Source organism: Nodosilinea sp. LEGE 07088 (assembly GCF_015207395.1).
Lineage (GTDB): Bacteria > Cyanobacteriota > Cyanobacteriia > Phormidesmidales > Phormidesmidaceae > Nodosilinea.
Window position 1 is genome coordinate 1 of record NZ_JADEWX010000056.1, and the last position, 13,881, is coordinate 13,881.

General features: G+C 55.9%; 11 protein-coding genes. 7 read left to right on the forward strand and 4 right to left on the reverse strand.

Annotation, left to right across the window (positions count from 1 at the left end):
- Positions 1–921: bifunctional 2-polyprenyl-6-hydroxyphenol methylase/3-demethylubiquinol 3-O-methyltransferase UbiG (locus IQ254_RS14195; RefSeq protein ID WP_193966811.1), on the reverse strand; the 921-nt coding region annotated here is incomplete at its 3' end.
- Between the two features lie 567 nt (positions 922–1,488).
- On the opposite strand from IQ254_RS14195, the gene IQ254_RS14200 reads away from it, so the two are divergent.
- From IQ254_RS14200 to IQ254_RS14230, 7 genes are all read left to right on the forward strand, one after another.
- Positions 1,489–4,704, forward strand: a complete 3,216-nt coding sequence (locus tag IQ254_RS14200; protein WP_193966812.1) for a phycobilisome rod-core linker polypeptide — start codon at positions 1,489–1,491, stop codon at positions 4,702–4,704.
- A 393-nt stretch (positions 4,705–5,097) separates the two neighbouring features.
- Positions 5,098–5,583, forward strand: a complete 486-nt coding sequence (gene apcA, locus IQ254_RS14205) for an allophycocyanin subunit alpha (protein ID WP_193966813.1) — start codon at positions 5,098–5,100, stop codon at positions 5,581–5,583.
- A gap of 64 nt (positions 5,584–5,647) precedes the next feature.
- Positions 5,648–6,133 carry an allophycocyanin subunit beta gene (apcB, locus tag IQ254_RS14210; protein ID WP_193966814.1) on the forward strand — a complete coding sequence of 162 codons (486 nt, stop codon included), beginning with the start codon at positions 5,648–5,650 and terminating at the stop codon, positions 6,131–6,133.
- Between the two features lie 180 nt (positions 6,134–6,313).
- Positions 6,314–6,517: a phycobilisome linker polypeptide gene (locus IQ254_RS14215; protein ID WP_017299912.1), complete on the forward strand. Its 204-nt coding sequence runs from the start codon at positions 6,314–6,316 to the stop codon at positions 6,515–6,517.
- A gap of 225 nt (positions 6,518–6,742) precedes the next feature.
- Positions 6,743–7,957, forward strand: coding sequence for an FtsW/RodA/SpoVE family cell cycle protein (locus IQ254_RS14220; RefSeq protein WP_193966815.1), 1,215 nt, complete (start codon positions 6,743–6,745; stop codon positions 7,955–7,957).
- 70 nt (positions 7,958–8,027) lie between these two features.
- Positions 8,028–8,771, forward strand: a complete 744-nt coding sequence (locus IQ254_RS14225) for a cytochrome c biogenesis protein CcdA (RefSeq protein WP_193966816.1) — start codon at positions 8,028–8,030, stop codon at positions 8,769–8,771.
- Between the two features lie 42 nt (positions 8,772–8,813).
- Positions 8,814–10,199, forward strand: coding sequence for a cytochrome c biogenesis protein (locus tag IQ254_RS14230; protein WP_193966817.1), 1,386 nt, complete (start codon positions 8,814–8,816; stop codon positions 10,197–10,199).
- A gap of 28 nt (positions 10,200–10,227) precedes the next feature.
- Here IQ254_RS14230 and IQ254_RS14235 read toward each other — a convergent pair whose 3' ends face one another.
- From IQ254_RS14235 to IQ254_RS14245, 3 genes are all read right to left on the reverse strand, one after another.
- Positions 10,228–11,784: an N-acetylmuramoyl-L-alanine amidase gene (locus tag IQ254_RS14235; RefSeq protein ID WP_193966818.1), complete on the reverse strand. Its 1,557-nt coding sequence runs from the start codon at positions 11,782–11,784 to the stop codon at positions 10,228–10,230.
- Positions 11,785–12,163: 379 nt separating this feature from the next.
- On the reverse strand, positions 12,164–12,877 hold the full coding sequence (gene folE / locus IQ254_RS14240) for a GTP cyclohydrolase I FolE (RefSeq protein ID WP_193966819.1): 714 nt from the start codon (positions 12,875–12,877) through the stop codon (positions 12,164–12,166).
- Positions 12,878–12,959: 82 nt separating this feature from the next.
- On the reverse strand, positions 12,960–13,694 hold the full coding sequence (locus tag IQ254_RS14245) for an SDR family oxidoreductase (protein WP_228040694.1): 735 nt from the start codon (positions 13,692–13,694) through the stop codon (positions 12,960–12,962).
- Positions 13,695–13,881: the final 187 nt, after the last annotated feature.

Consider the following 13,881-nt stretch of genomic DNA (forward strand, 5'->3'; position numbering starts at 1 on the left):
GGCCAAGAACCATTCAAAGTGAGTAATCTCAGGATCGAGCAGTTCGATCAGTCGGTACCGGTCTTTTTCGGGAAGCTGCTGGGCCCTGGCTAGCAAGCTTGAATCGGCCTCTAGTAGGCGATCGAGCTGCCATACCTGGGGGTTTGAGAAGCCAACGAACGCTAGCTCCGAGGCCTCAATGAGCTCGAACAGGCTGTCGAGGGTGTAATCGACCTCTTGGGGATGCACATACATATCGGCGAAGCATTCATCTCGCTGATTTTCCATCGCCCAGCGATCGCGCTCCCGCTGCTTGAGGCGATTGCCCTCGGGCAGACTGGTAAAGATCTGTCGCCCGACTTGAACGCCATCGCGGTAGTCGCCTCGCCGATCGCCCTGCACCAGCGCGATCGCCCGCTGCATCAGCGAAATTTCCCACCGGCCAACGGCGGCATACACAAATAAATGCATCAAGCCGCCCGGGGCCAACTTAGTCGCCAGCGCCCGCAGCCCTCTGAGCGGGTCAGGCAGGTGATGAATGACACCGACACAGTTAATCCAATCAAACTCACCCTCGACTTGATCGACATCGTAGATACTGAGCTGGCGAAACTGAACATTGGTGGCACCAGAAGATTGACAGCGTTTAGTGGCCGTGGCGATCGCCGCCTCGCTCAAATCAATGCCCAGGACATCAGCCTCAGGATTTAGATGGCTAATGTACTCGGTACTCACGCCTGTGCCACAGCCCGCATCCAATACTCGTACTGTGTTGGCAGCTGGGGCGGTTCCGGTGCAAAAGCTATGCACCGTGGGCCAATACCAGCGCCAGTTATACCCTGGGGGAGCAGCGTCAAGAATCGGCTCAGGTGGGAAGGGATAGGTGTTGTAGAGGCGTGCCACCGCTTCGCTGACCGCCTGGCTCTTGGTCGAGTCGTCCATAGAATCTATTGGAATTAAACAAGTGGAATTAAACAAGTGAATTAATGAATTTTGCCAGACCAGTCTGGTTAACTGGTGCCCCAGCAGACAGAGTCCGCGTACCGCCCCAGGCTCGGCTAGCGTTACGGCTAAACTATCGATCAAACCCTGCCAAACAGGGTTTTTCAGCCGCCGAAGCCGCCAGATTTATCACGAAACGTTACAAAACTTATCTGCCCTCTCAGGAGTGTCATAGCCATCCCCTATGATGACCAAAGGCATTTGCCAGGTCGGATGTTTCACAGTTTTTAATAATCTGTGTTGCTGTCCTGAAACGGTTTAATCTGAATCCAGGTCAGTGAACAGCCCGCCACTCATAGATACCGCATTCGGTGCCTGACTTGGGTGGTCGGCAGGTGAGGTTAACAACGCTTTACCTCCGGGGGGTTCGACAGTTCTGTGCCAGTTGTGAGAGCGTTATTGCAATCAATGCTCCTGGGCAATTCAGAACCCTGACCATGACAACCGACTGATAGATTCTTTAATTTGATGCCGTCATTAGTCCGCATAGGGAGCCTTTGAAAACGCATGAGTGTTAAAGCAAGTGGTGGAAGTGCACCGGCGCGGCCCCAGCTCTACCAAACTCTGCCAGTGGCCACAATTTCCCAGGCCGAGCAGCAAGACCGCTACATGGGTCGAGGAGAGCTAGAGGAGCTATCGGGCTTTTTTAATTCTGGTCTGAAGCGGGTGCAAATCGCCGAGCTTCTGACTCGCTACTCTGAGCTAATCGTCTCCCAGGCGGCCAACCGTATCTTCACTGGTGGTTCTCCCCTGGCTTACCTGGAGCGGGTCGATGACGACCAGCCCATGGAAAAGAGCCGGGCCGGGACTGTGCTTAACGAGGCCGAGGCCTCGAAACTCGGCACCGCCACCTTTATTGAGAGCGGCGGCGGTCTGTTTTCAAACCTGTTTAGCTCGACCCCCTCTGGCCCTGTCCCCCCAGGATTTCGCCCCATCAGTGTGTCGCGCTACGGCCCCGGCAACATGACCAAGTCGCTCCGCGACATGAGTTGGTTCCTGCGCTACGTGACCTACGCGATCGTGGCGGGCGACCCCAACATCATCTCGGTGAACGTGCGGGGTCTGCGCGAAATCATTGAAAACGCCTGCTCATCGGCAGCCACGATTGTGGCGATTCAAACTATGCGGGCCGCCGCACTGCGCTATTTCAATAGCGATCCCGATGCCCAGGGCATTGTGGCTCAGTATTTTGAAGTGCTGCTGAGCGAGTTCAAGGCACCTACCCCCTCTAGCAAAGTGCGGCAACGGCCTTCTAGCGACTTGCAGGGTCTGCAGCTGCCTCAGATTTACTTCAATGCAGCGGAGCGACGCCCCAAATACGCTATGAAGCCCGGGCTGTCAGCGGTCGAGAAAAATGACGTAGTGAAGGCGGCCTATCGGCAGCTGTTTGAGCGTGACATTACTCGGGCTTATTCCCTTTCGGTCTCGGATCTAGAGTCGAAGGTGAAAAACAGCGAAATCTCTATGAAAGAGTTTGTTCGCCGGCTGGCCAAGTCCCCCCTCTACCGCAAAAATTTCTTCGATCCCTATATCAACAGCCGGGCGCTAGAACTGGCCTTTCGCCATATTCTGGGTCGGGCGCCCAGCTCCCGTGAAGAGGTGCGCAATTACTTTGCGATCGTCTCCAGGGGTGGTTTGGCGGCTCTGGTCGATGCCTTGGTCGATTCTAAAGAGTATGCCGACTATTTTGGCGAAGAGACAGTGCCTTACCTGCGGGGGCTAGGTCAAGAAGCCCAAGAGTGCCGTAACTGGGGACCTCAGTTTGACCTGTTTAACTACAGTGCCCCCTTCCGCAAAAAGCCGCAGTTCATTACGCTGTTTGCGGCTTACGAGCAGCCTTTACCCGATCAGCATCCCTATGGATCTGGCAACGATCCGCTAGAGATTCAGTTTGGAGCCATCTTTCCCAAGGAGACTCGCAACCCCAGTGCGACGCCAGCGTTCTTCAACAAAGACACTCGCCGGATTCTGATTCACCGTGGCGCCGGCATCAACAATCAGCTGAGTAACCCTGCGGCTCGGCCTGAGAATCCAGGTTCTCTGGGGGCTAAGGTATTTAAGCTAGATCAAATTCCCAGGACGGGGAATACCAAAGCTAGCATCCGCTACTCAGAAAGCTCGACCCAGACGTTGATCAGCGCCGCCTACCGCCAAGTATTTGGCCGTGAGGTGTACTCAGGCCAGCGCTCTAACGTTGCTGAAATCAAGCTGGAGAACGGCGAGATTACAGTGAAGGAGTTCATTCGAGCGATCGCCAAATCCGAGGCCTTCCGCAAGACCTACTGGACATCGCTCTACGTGATGAAGGCGGTGGAATATATTCATCGCAGGCTGTTGGGTCGCCCCACCTACGGGCGGAAGGAAACCAACGCCTACTTCGACATCTGCGCGAAGAAAGGTTTTTACGCCTTAGTCGATTCAATGATCGACAGCCAGGAGTATGTTGAGGCCTTTGGGGAGGACACCGTACCCTACGAGCGTTACCTGACGCCCAAGGGGCTAGCCATGCGCAGCATGCGGGCTGGTTCTCTGGCTGAAAAAGGGATGGTTCCCATCCCCGACACCAGCACGCCTCGTTTTGTGGAATTGGGAGCCGTCACTGAAGATCGGGCCATCCCAGATGTGCAGCGTCGCCTCAATCAGGGTGTCAATCGCCAGCGCCAACAAACCAAGGTCTTTAAGCTCACATCCTTGGCCGACAAGCCTAACCTCAAGCAGGTCACGGCTGCGGCTTACCGACAAATCTTTGAGCGCGATATTGCGCCTTACATTGTCAAGAGCGAGTTCACCGCTCTGGAAAGCAAGTTGGGCAATGGCGAAATCAACCTGAAAGAGTTTATTGAGGGCTTAGGTTGCTCAACGCTCTATATCAAAGAGTTCTACGCACCTTACCCCAATACCCAGGTAATCGAGTTTGGCACCAAGCACTTCCTCGGACGTGCGCCCATGGATCAGGCTGAGATTCGTAAGTACAACCAGATCTTGGCTAGCGAAGGTATTCGTGGGTTTATTCAGGCTATGCTCAACACCCCCGAGTACGCCGAGAACTTTGGCGAAGACACGGTGCCCTACCGTCGCTATCCCACTCTGCCAGCGGCCAACTTCCCCAACACCGAGCGTCTATACAACCGACTCACGAAGCAAAACCGCGATCTGATCGTGCCGAGCTTCAGCAGTGCTCCAGCCACCATGGATGTGGCCGACATGCCCTTGATGGCTGAGGCGGTGGCGGCGCAAGCCTCTACCTCAGCTCAACTAGCGGCTACCGTTGGGCGAGCAGCCGTGGAAGCTGACGTATCGCCGCAGGTGCTGTCTAGCACTCGGCTCTACCGTCACCAGTCGGGGATTGGCCCGGAGCACGTCAATCAGGTGCTCATGGCCGTCTATCGTCAGGTGATGCTACAACCCGAGGGAGAAATTCCTGCTGATTGGCGACTGCCAGAGGCTGAAGCGGCTCTACATTGCGATCGCATCACCCTGCGCGACTTCATTCGTCAGCTAGTGCAATCTCCTGCTTACCAGGAGCGATTTGTCGCCACCTACCCCATGCCAAAACTAGTGGCCATCATGGGCCGCCAGCTGCTGGGGCGCAACCTAGAGCCAACTGAATATGCCACAGTGGCTGCTGAGCAAGGCGCTATGGCTGCGGCTACCGCTATACTTAACTCCGCTGAGTATCTGCGCTACTTTGGCGAACAGGGCGTACCCTATCGACGCGTCTAGGCCGCAAATAATCTGAGGGAGCGATCGCTCCCTCAGATCTGACTTTTTTGGTCAAAAGCCATGGGACATCTTGGCATTTTGTCTCAGTTTATGCGGATGCTTAGTTTTGTTGCGAAATATTAAACCTGGGTTCTAAAATGCCCCAGGTCTGTGCCCTTTTAGGGCTTAGACTGTTCCCTTTAATTCCCCAGGATGGCGTTTTTACCAGCCCTCGGAGAAACTGAGGAAAACTATTACAAAATATTTCGCAGCTTTGAAGAAGGCTGACGCAATACCGGACAATTAATCGGGAAGGTTGCCAGATCTGAGGTTCTGTTTAGAGTTAGCTCTGGCCCTGCACCCTTAAATGCCAGTTTCATACTATCTGGTCATATTTTTCGGAGGAATCCATCAATGAGTATTGTCACGAAGTCAATCGTGAATGCCGATGCTGAGGCTCGTTACCTCAGCCCCGGCGAACTGGATCGCATCAAGGGCTTTGTTACCTCTGGCGAGCGTCGCCTGCGGATTGCTCAGGTACTGACTGAGTCCCGCGAGCGCATCGTTAAGGAAGCTGGCAACCAGCTCTTCCAAAAGCGCCCCGACGTCGTTTCTCCCGGTGGCAATGCCTACGGCGAAGAGATGACCGCCACCTGTCTGCGCGACATGGACTACTACCTGCGCCTCGTCACCTACGGTGTAGTGGCTGGTGATGTGACCCCCATCGAAGAAATTGGTCTGGTGGGTGTGCGTGAAATGTACAACTCGCTGGGTACCCCCATTCCCGCTGTGGCCGAAGCCGTGCGCTCCATGAAAGCCGTAGCGTCTTCGCTGCTGTCCAGCGACGATGCCGCTGAAGCCGCATCCTACTTCGACTATGTTGTCGGCGCTATGCAGTAGTCGCAGCTGCGCTACTCCGTCGATTCGTTGTTGAGAATACGTCAGTTCTAAGGAAGCTTCACCAATGCAAGACGCAATTACTTCTGTTATCAATTCCTCCGACGTGCAGGGCAAGTACCTGGACGGTTCCGCTCTAGACAAGCTCAAGGGCTACTTCGCAACCGGTGAGCTGCGCGTTCGTGCGGCAAGCACCATCAGCGCCAATGCTGCTGAGATCGTAAAGGAAGCTGTGGCTAAGTCCCTGTTGTACTCCGATATCACCCGTCCCGGCGGCAACATGTATACCACCCGTCGCTATGCTGCCTGCATCCGTGACCTCGACTACTACCTGCGCTACTCCACCTACGCCATGTTGGCTGGAGATCCCTCTATCCTCGATGAGCGGGTGCTGAACGGTCTGAAAGAAACCTACAACTCTCTGGGTGTGCCCATCGGCGCTACCGTCAACTCCATCCAAGCCATGAAAGAAGTAACCGCCAGCCTGGTGGGTGCCGATGCTGGCAAGGAAATGGGCGTTTACTTCGACTACATCTGCTCTGGCTTGAGCTAGTCCAGGCTCATCCATTGCGCTTTGGTCTTTGGCCAGAGCTAACCTAGGCCAGAGTCAGGGGCGAGTGTTGAGGACACCGGGTTGCGCTGTACTGTCTTCCTGATGTTCAAGCATTGGCTTTCGACTCTGGCTTTTGAGTGTTTACATCTGTGCAGTGAGATAGCAGGAGAGTTTTCGGCCATGCGCATGTTTAAGATCACCGCCTGTGTTCCTAGCCAAACTAGGATTCGTACCCAGCGTGAATTGCAAAATACCTTTTTTACTAAACTGGTACCCTACGATAACTGGTTCAAAGAGCAGCAGCGGATTCAAAAAATGGGCGGTAAAATCGTCAAAGTTGAGCTGGCTACCGGTCGGCAAGGGGCCAACACTGGCTTACTTTAGAGGTCTGGCTGCAACGCAACGTCTTCTAAATGAAATTTTTAGGCTGCCAACATGCAGGGCAAACCTATAGGTTTGCCCTGCATGTTGTGTTTTTGAGCCTGTTTTCACCCTCTCAAAATTCTGTCAGAGGGTGTGAAAATATACTTGCAATCACGAGCGGCTTTTGACCCCCTCCGCTATACTTAGCCCTTGAAAGACTTGGCCTAGGGCACACAGGATGGCAGGGTGAATATTGCTCGATTGATTCCATGGATTGACCCAACGGTGGGCCGATGGGCAGCGGAAGCTCGCTGGCTTCGCTGGCTGACTTTTGTATGGCTAGGGGGGGGGCTGCTGGTATTATTCTCAGCCTCCTATGCTGTGTCAGTAACCGAGCATGGCTATGGCTTACACTACGTTGCAGTGCAGCTACTGTGGGTTGCCATCGGGCTGGTGATTTTCAACCGCATTGTCCATACCTCGCTGGATCGACTCATTCAAGGTTCGGGCATTATCTTGCTGGTTTTGGTTGGGCTGGTGGCCCTGACGCTAATCCCAACCCTGGGAGTAACCGTGAATGGAGCGACTCGGTGGCTCCCGTTAGGGCCCTTTATGATTCAGCCTTCGGAGTTACTGAAACCCTGTTTAGTCTTGCAAGGAGCACGACTGTTTGGCCGCTGGCATCAGCTTACCTGGCCCACACGCCTCACCTGGTTAGGTATTTTTGCGGCCATTCTAGGGCTGATTTTAATGCAGCCCAATCTCAGTACAGCGGCGATCTGTGGACTGACGCTCTGGCTGATTGCTCTAGCGGCGGGCCTACCATACCTATATCTGCTGCTGACGGCTGGGGGTGGGTTGTTGATGGCAACTGTGAGTGTCAGCCTCAATACCTATCAACGCCAGAGAATTGTGTCATTTCTCAATCCCTGGGCTGACCCCGGTAACCAGGGCTATCAATTGGTTCAGAGCCTGCTTGCGATTGGCTCGGGTGGATTTTGGGGACAGGGATTTGGGTTATCCCAGCAGAAGCTATATTCATTGCCGATTCAGTACACTGACTTTATTTTTGCGGTCTTTGCCGAAGAGTTTGGCTTTGTGGGCTGTTTGGTATTGCTGCTTTTTCTTGGGGTTTATGCCTCGCTAGCGCTACTGGTGGCGATTAGGCTCAAGCAGCCGTTACATCGCTTGGTGGCGGTAGGCGGTATGGTGCTGCTAGTCGGCCAGGCGCTCTTAAATGTCGGAGTTGCTACTGGGGTGCTACCGACGACAGGGCTGCCGTTTCCACTGCTGAGCTATGGAGGCAGCTCCATGGTGGCCAGTTTATCGATCGCAGCGCTGTTGGTGCGGGCAGCACGAGAGATTAATCTGGAGGCCCCTTTGCCTTTGCGACGGCGAAAGACCCATCCTCCTGGGCCATCGTCGCTGAGGGTGATGGATGGCGGTAGCGTTCTTTCTTGAGCCCTAAGGCTGAGAGTAGTTGGCCAGATTGTTACAATGGTAACGGCTTGTCTCGGTCGTCACGCTAGCAATGTTTCAAAGCGTTCAGCTTTATTTATATGAGCTCACCCAGTGGGCCAATCAATTGGTGAGCAACCAGCTGACTGAGGTGTCTTGGGTGAGTCTAACGGTAGTTGGGCTAGCCGGTTTGCTCACCAGCCTGTCGCCCTGCCTATTGTCGATGCTGCCCATTATGGTGGGTTACATGGGCGGTTATGAGGAGGGAAGCCGAGGCGGGGCAGTGGTGCGATCGCTCTCGTTTGCCCTCGGCCTAGCCACGACTTTAGCCCTGCTAGGGCTGATTGCTGGGCTATTTGGCTATGTCTATGGCCAAGTAGCCTGGGGCCTGCCCGTGGTTGTCAGTCTGGTGGCCATCGTCATGGGGCTCAACCTGCTGGGGGTTGTCCCCATAGCTTTGCCCAGTGGCGTAGGCCCTACCTTTGACCGCTGGAATTTGCCTCCCTGGTTGCGAGCCTACGCGTTAGGCCTCACTTTTGGCATTGTGGCATCGCCCTGTAGCACCCCGGTGCTGGCTACTCTATTGGCCTGGATCTCGGCTACCCAAGATCCGGTGTTGGGCAGCGCACTCTTACTCGCCTACGCAGTAGGCTATGTCACGCCGCTGGTGCTGGCAGGTACATTTACCGCCAGCCTCAAACGTCTGCTGGAACTGCGGCAGTGGTCGAGCTGGGTCACCCCAGCTAGCGGGGCGCTGCTTCTAGGGTTTGGGGTGTTTTCACTGCTATCCCGACTCTTGCCCACCACTCTGATTTAGCTCCAGCCAGCCCAGTATTTTTGGCCCGTTGTAAGGGATATTATGGCCCCATCTGATTCAGCTCCCCAACCGACGCTCTGGGATGTCGTGCGTGACTATTTTCGCCAAGATCTGCTGCCTCTGTTGGCTGACCTACGACTCGCTATCGTGCTGCTGCTGGCGATCGCAGCTTTTAGCATTAGCGGCACCGTGATCGAGCAGGGCCAGACCCTGGAGTTTTACCAAACGAACTATCCCGCTGATCCAGCCCTGTTTGGCTTCCTCAGCTGGAAGGTGATTTTAATCAGCGGCCTCGATCACGTCTATCGCACCTGGTGGTTTTTGGCTCTGCTGATTTTGTTTGGGGCTAGCCTCACCGCCTGCACGTTTACTCGCCAATTTCCTGCCCTGGGAGCCGCCCAGAAATGGAAGTACTATAGCCAGCCGCGTCAGTTTCAAAAGCTGGCCCTCAGCGCTGAGCTATCGGCTACCCCCCTACCCGTACTGGCCCATAGCCTCACTCAAAAGCGGTATCGCATTTTTCAGGAGGGTACCCAACTCTACGGGCGCAAGGGAATTGTAGGGAGAATCGGCCCGATCGTGGTACATGCCAGCATGTTGCTGATTTTATTGGGGGCGATCGCAGGCGCCATGACCGGTTTTTTTGCCCAAGAGATCGTACCCAGTGGTAAAACCTTTCAAATTCGCAATATTTTTGACGCCGGCCCCTGGGCAGAGGCCTACATCCCCAAAGACTGGTCAGTACGAGTCAACCGCTTTTGGATTGACTACACGCCCGAAGGCCATATCGATCAGTTTTATTCTGACCTATCGGTGCTTAACCAGGCCGGGGATGAGGCCGATCGCAAGACCATCTACGTCAACGAACCGCTGCGCCACAAGGGTGTCACCCTATATCAGGCCGACTGGGGCATTGCGGCCGTTCAGGTAAAGCTCAACAACAGCCCCGTGCTGGAGCTGCCGATGCAGCTATTAGACTCTGACGGGCCTAGGTTTTGGGGCACCTGGCTACCCACTAAACCCGACATGAGCGAGGGCGTCACGCTACTGGCTAGCGACCTCCAGGGATCTGTTTTAATCTACGACAATGGTGGTCAGCTGATGGCCACCGTACGCCAGGGCATGGCCACGGAGGTCAACGGGGTCACCCTGTCGCTGGTAGATGTGGTGGGCAGTACTGGCCTACAAATCAAGGCAGACCCTGGCATTCCCCTGGTATATACCGGGTTTGGGTTACTCATGGTAGGGGTGATTATGAGCTATGTCTCCCACTCTCAGGTGTGGGCCTTAGAACAGGATGGCATTCTCTATATAGGCGGTAGAACCAACCGCGCCCAGGTCGCTTTTGAACGCGAGTTGCTGAGCCTGCTGGCAGAATTATCACCGACTATCCCTGAAGCAGAACTGGCCGCAGCACAGAGGATCTAGGTGGCTCCCATATCTATCGTGCTCTGGGCTAGGGCTGGCCTTGCAGGTAGTTCAAAATACCCTGGGCGATCGCCTGACCCATTTGGGCCTGCCAGCGAGGATCGCGCAGCTTCGGGGCATCGGTCGCCCCAGTGACAAAGCCAATTTCGATCAGCGCGGCGGGCATAGAGGTGCGACGTAGCACCCAAAAGCGGGCCTGGCGTACGCCGCGATCGTGGGTGGGTAGCACGCTCAACACATGGTTCTGGAGGGCTGTGGCCAACACCCGGCCCGCATCTGAGTAATAGTAGGTCTCCAGCCCATTCACCTCCGGGCGTTGCATATTCACCGCGTTGGCGTGAATACTCACAAACACCGTGGCCCGCGCTGCGTCCGCCATCTCGGTCCGAGGTTGCAGGTCAACGGTCTGGTCACCTTGGCGGGTAAACTGCACCGCCACACCCTGAGCTCGTAGGGCCGCCGCTGTGTGCTGGGCCACCGCCAGCACCACCCCCTTTTCCTGTAAACCACCAATTCCCACCGCTCCTGGATCCACGCCTCCGTGACCGGGGTCTAGCATCACCAAGACCTGACTGCGGTTGGGCACAGCGGCTTGCTGTACCGATGGACTAAGGGTGGGCTGGGGCGCAGCCGTAGATGAGCCAATGGGGACTGGGGCAGCCGCCTGTACCACGGGTAGCACCACCGTGGTGGGGGGGGCGGCAATCTGGCTAGGCGCTACACCAATGGGGGTCACCCATATACCACCGCTCGTCAGGGGCGTGATTTGCCAGTCAGGGCTATAGCCCTCTAGGGAAAGCGTAATTCTGACCGCTGGTGGGGCCGTAGCAAACTGGGTTAAGCTCCAGCTTTGAATGCCATAGCGTCCCTGGGGCAGCGCATCTGGGGCCAGCCCTGGCACGATGGCGGCATCCAGCACATCGATCACCAGCTGACGGGTCTGGTTGGCATCCCGAGTGCGGTATACCTGCACCTGCGGTATGGCCCCGGCACTGTGGATAAAAAATCCCTCTGCCGTTACCTGCACTCCCCGCAGCACCGTAGCAGTTGCCCGCACCGCCGTCGTATTCACCTGGTTGCGGCTCAGCCGTGGCGGCAGTGGGTCATCTCCTACTGCCGTTAGGGGACGCACGGCCGCTTTGGAGAAATCTGGAATCACTATGCTGTCGTTAGCAGGCGGTGCTGGCGTGGCCCCCGGCAGTTGCACCACCCACTGCTGACTGGTCAGCCCCCATACCTTCACCTGCTTGGGGTCGAGGTCGTAGCTAGGGTTAAGTTCTAACACCATGCGAGTCGTGTGGGCATCGACCTGAGTCACCCGCACGGCCTGCACCGCACCACCCACGAACTGATCGCCGAGGGCCGTCTCAGACAGAATACCGGGCAGGTCAATCACCAACCGACGAGGGTTGGTCAACCAGCTCACCTGGGGCTGTACACCACCCTCAGTGGTAAACACAAGTCGGTTTTGGCCCGTGTCAAACTGCCAGGTTTGCAGACGCGCTGTAGCCTTAGCCGGTAGGCTGCCAAACAGGCATACACCAGCCACCCCCACGACACCCGTCAAAACCTGCTTTAATCGCAATTGACCCGAACCCCTCACACATCATCGCCAGCTCTGTTACCTCGTCCATAGCCAACCGCCTGATTCTGAAAGCAGCTGGCTAAAAACGAGCAACTGAATCTGCCCCATAGCGTGGCGAATATGGCCCTATGGGGCCGAAGCAGCCGAATTGGCTTAGATATTAGCTCACTTTTGCCCAAACAACGCCTCTAATCCCCTGGGGGCCTGCGCAGATTGGGGCCGATAGGCCGCGCGTTAGGGCTGGTTGCGATCGCACCCTCCATGGACTGGCCCGCACCAACTGGCCCGCATCACGACAAAAAATCGGCAAAAAAACCGGGCTGCTGCGACAGCCCGGCTCATGGATCTACTATTTATCGGCTTCTAGAAGACCTATGACCTAGAAAAAAGAGGGTTGGTGACGAATCAAGCTGAGAAACTCTTCGCGGGTCTTAGAGTCTTCTTGAAAGACACCCAGCATGGCGCTGGTGACCGTCCAAGAGCCTGGCTTTTGCACCCCACGCATCACCATACACATGTGGCTGGCTTCAACCACCACAGCCACCCCCTTAGGATCGAGAATTTCCTGCACCGCTTCGGCAATCTGGCGATTGAGGCGCTCCTGCACCTGCAAGCGGCGAGAATACATTTCTACGATGCGGGCCAGTTTGCTGAGGCCCACTACCCGCTGGTTAGGAATGTAGGCCACGTGGGCGCGGCCCATAAAGGGCAGCATATGGTGCTCGCAAAGGCTAAACAAGTTAATGTCGCGCACCAGCACCATTTCATTGTGGCCTTCGTCAAAGATCGCCCCGTTGACGAGTTCTTCGAGGGACTGCTGATAGCCGCTGGTAAGAAACCGCATGGCTTCGGCCACCCGCTTCGGGGTCTTGAGCAACCCCTCCCGCTCAGGGTCTTCACCCACCGAGAGCAACATGGTGCGCACGGCGTCGCTCATGTCTTCGAAGCTAGTCTCGGGGATAGGGTATTGGTCAGCCTCTTCCCGATAGCTATGGGTGCGATCGGGCCGAACAGCCGCTTGGGAAATTGCCTTAGCACCAGCACCTTTGCCAGTGGCTCTGTCGTTAAGGCCGTTTGAGGATGCGATAGTCATAGGAATTCTAAACACTCCAGAGGTTCAACAAAATCAGGGCCACTCGCTGAGTTAGCCAGGTCACAACAGGGTAAAAAACTGGTTAGAGGGCACCGCCCGCAGGCATCAGGGTGAGGTCTTCGATCACCGCATGGGGAGGCAATAGAATCGTGTGGAGGATAGTTTGCGCCACCACCTCAGGGGTCAGCATCGACGAGCGATCAAAGTCAGCCTGCACGGTATCGGTATCCCAAATCGGGGTATTGACCGCCCCTGGCGATACCGTCACCACTCGAATACCGTGGCCCCGCTCTTCTACCGCCAGCACTCGAGACAACGCTACCAGGGCCGCCTTACTGACGGTGTAGGCACCCCAGTCGGGAAAGGCCGACTGGGCGGCGACTGAGGCCACATTGACGATGGTGCCGCCGCCCAGCCGCAGTGTGGGCAGCACCGCTTGAATGCACTGAAACACGCCGGTGAGATTCAAATCCATGACCTGTTGCCAGTCCGCTAGGGGCATGGTCGCCAGAGCACCGGTATAACCCATGCCAGCGTTGTTAACCACCACGCTGAAAGGGCCAAAATCAGCGATTACTTCTAACATACGACTGCGCACGCTATCCACCTTTGCTAAGTCGATAGCATAGGCTTTAGCGACAACGCCATAGTCAGCTAGTGCCGCCCGCACTGGCTCTAGCGTCTCAAGGGAGCGACTGAGCAGCGCTACGTCATAGCCAGCCTGGGCCAGAGCGTGGGCAACAGCCTCACCAATACCGCGGCTTGCCCCAGTTACCAGGGCCCGACGGGGTAGATCAGAAGGGATAGGATTCTGCAATGGAAATTACCAATCAACAAAGAACGTCAGCCGTCAGTACCCAAGTATCAGAGATTCAAGGAGCCCGACGCCCCTAGCAGAGACCCGATACGCGACTACCGTAATCATGTTAACAAATGTAAACACAGTCTTAACCAATTCTCATTTTCCGCCTGCAGGGCTCTTATTTACCCTAGCGCTGGCCTTA

What these genes read in the sequence shown, in the direction of transcription:
- IQ254_RS14200 (WP_193966812.1), top strand. Translation starts at nt 1,489, where the DNA reads ATGAGTGTTAAAGCAAGTGGTGGAAGTGCACCGGCGCGGCCCCAGCTC.
- apcA (WP_193966813.1), top strand. Translation starts at nt 5,098, where the DNA reads ATGAGTATTGTCACGAAGTCAATCGTGAATGCCGATGCTGAGGCTCGT.
- apcB (WP_193966814.1), top strand. Translation starts at nt 5,648, where the DNA reads ATGCAAGACGCAATTACTTCTGTTATCAATTCCTCCGACGTGCAGGGC.
- IQ254_RS14215 (WP_017299912.1), top strand. Translation starts at nt 6,314, where the DNA reads ATGCGCATGTTTAAGATCACCGCCTGTGTTCCTAGCCAAACTAGGATT.
- IQ254_RS14225 (WP_193966816.1), top strand. Translation starts at nt 8,028, where the DNA reads ATGTTTCAAAGCGTTCAGCTTTATTTATATGAGCTCACCCAGTGGGCC.
- IQ254_RS14230 (WP_193966817.1), top strand. Translation starts at nt 8,814, where the DNA reads ATGGCCCCATCTGATTCAGCTCCCCAACCGACGCTCTGGGATGTCGTG.
- folE (WP_193966819.1), bottom strand. Translation starts at nt 12,877, where the DNA reads ATGACTATCGCATCCTCAAACGGCCTTAACGACAGAGCCACTGGCAAA.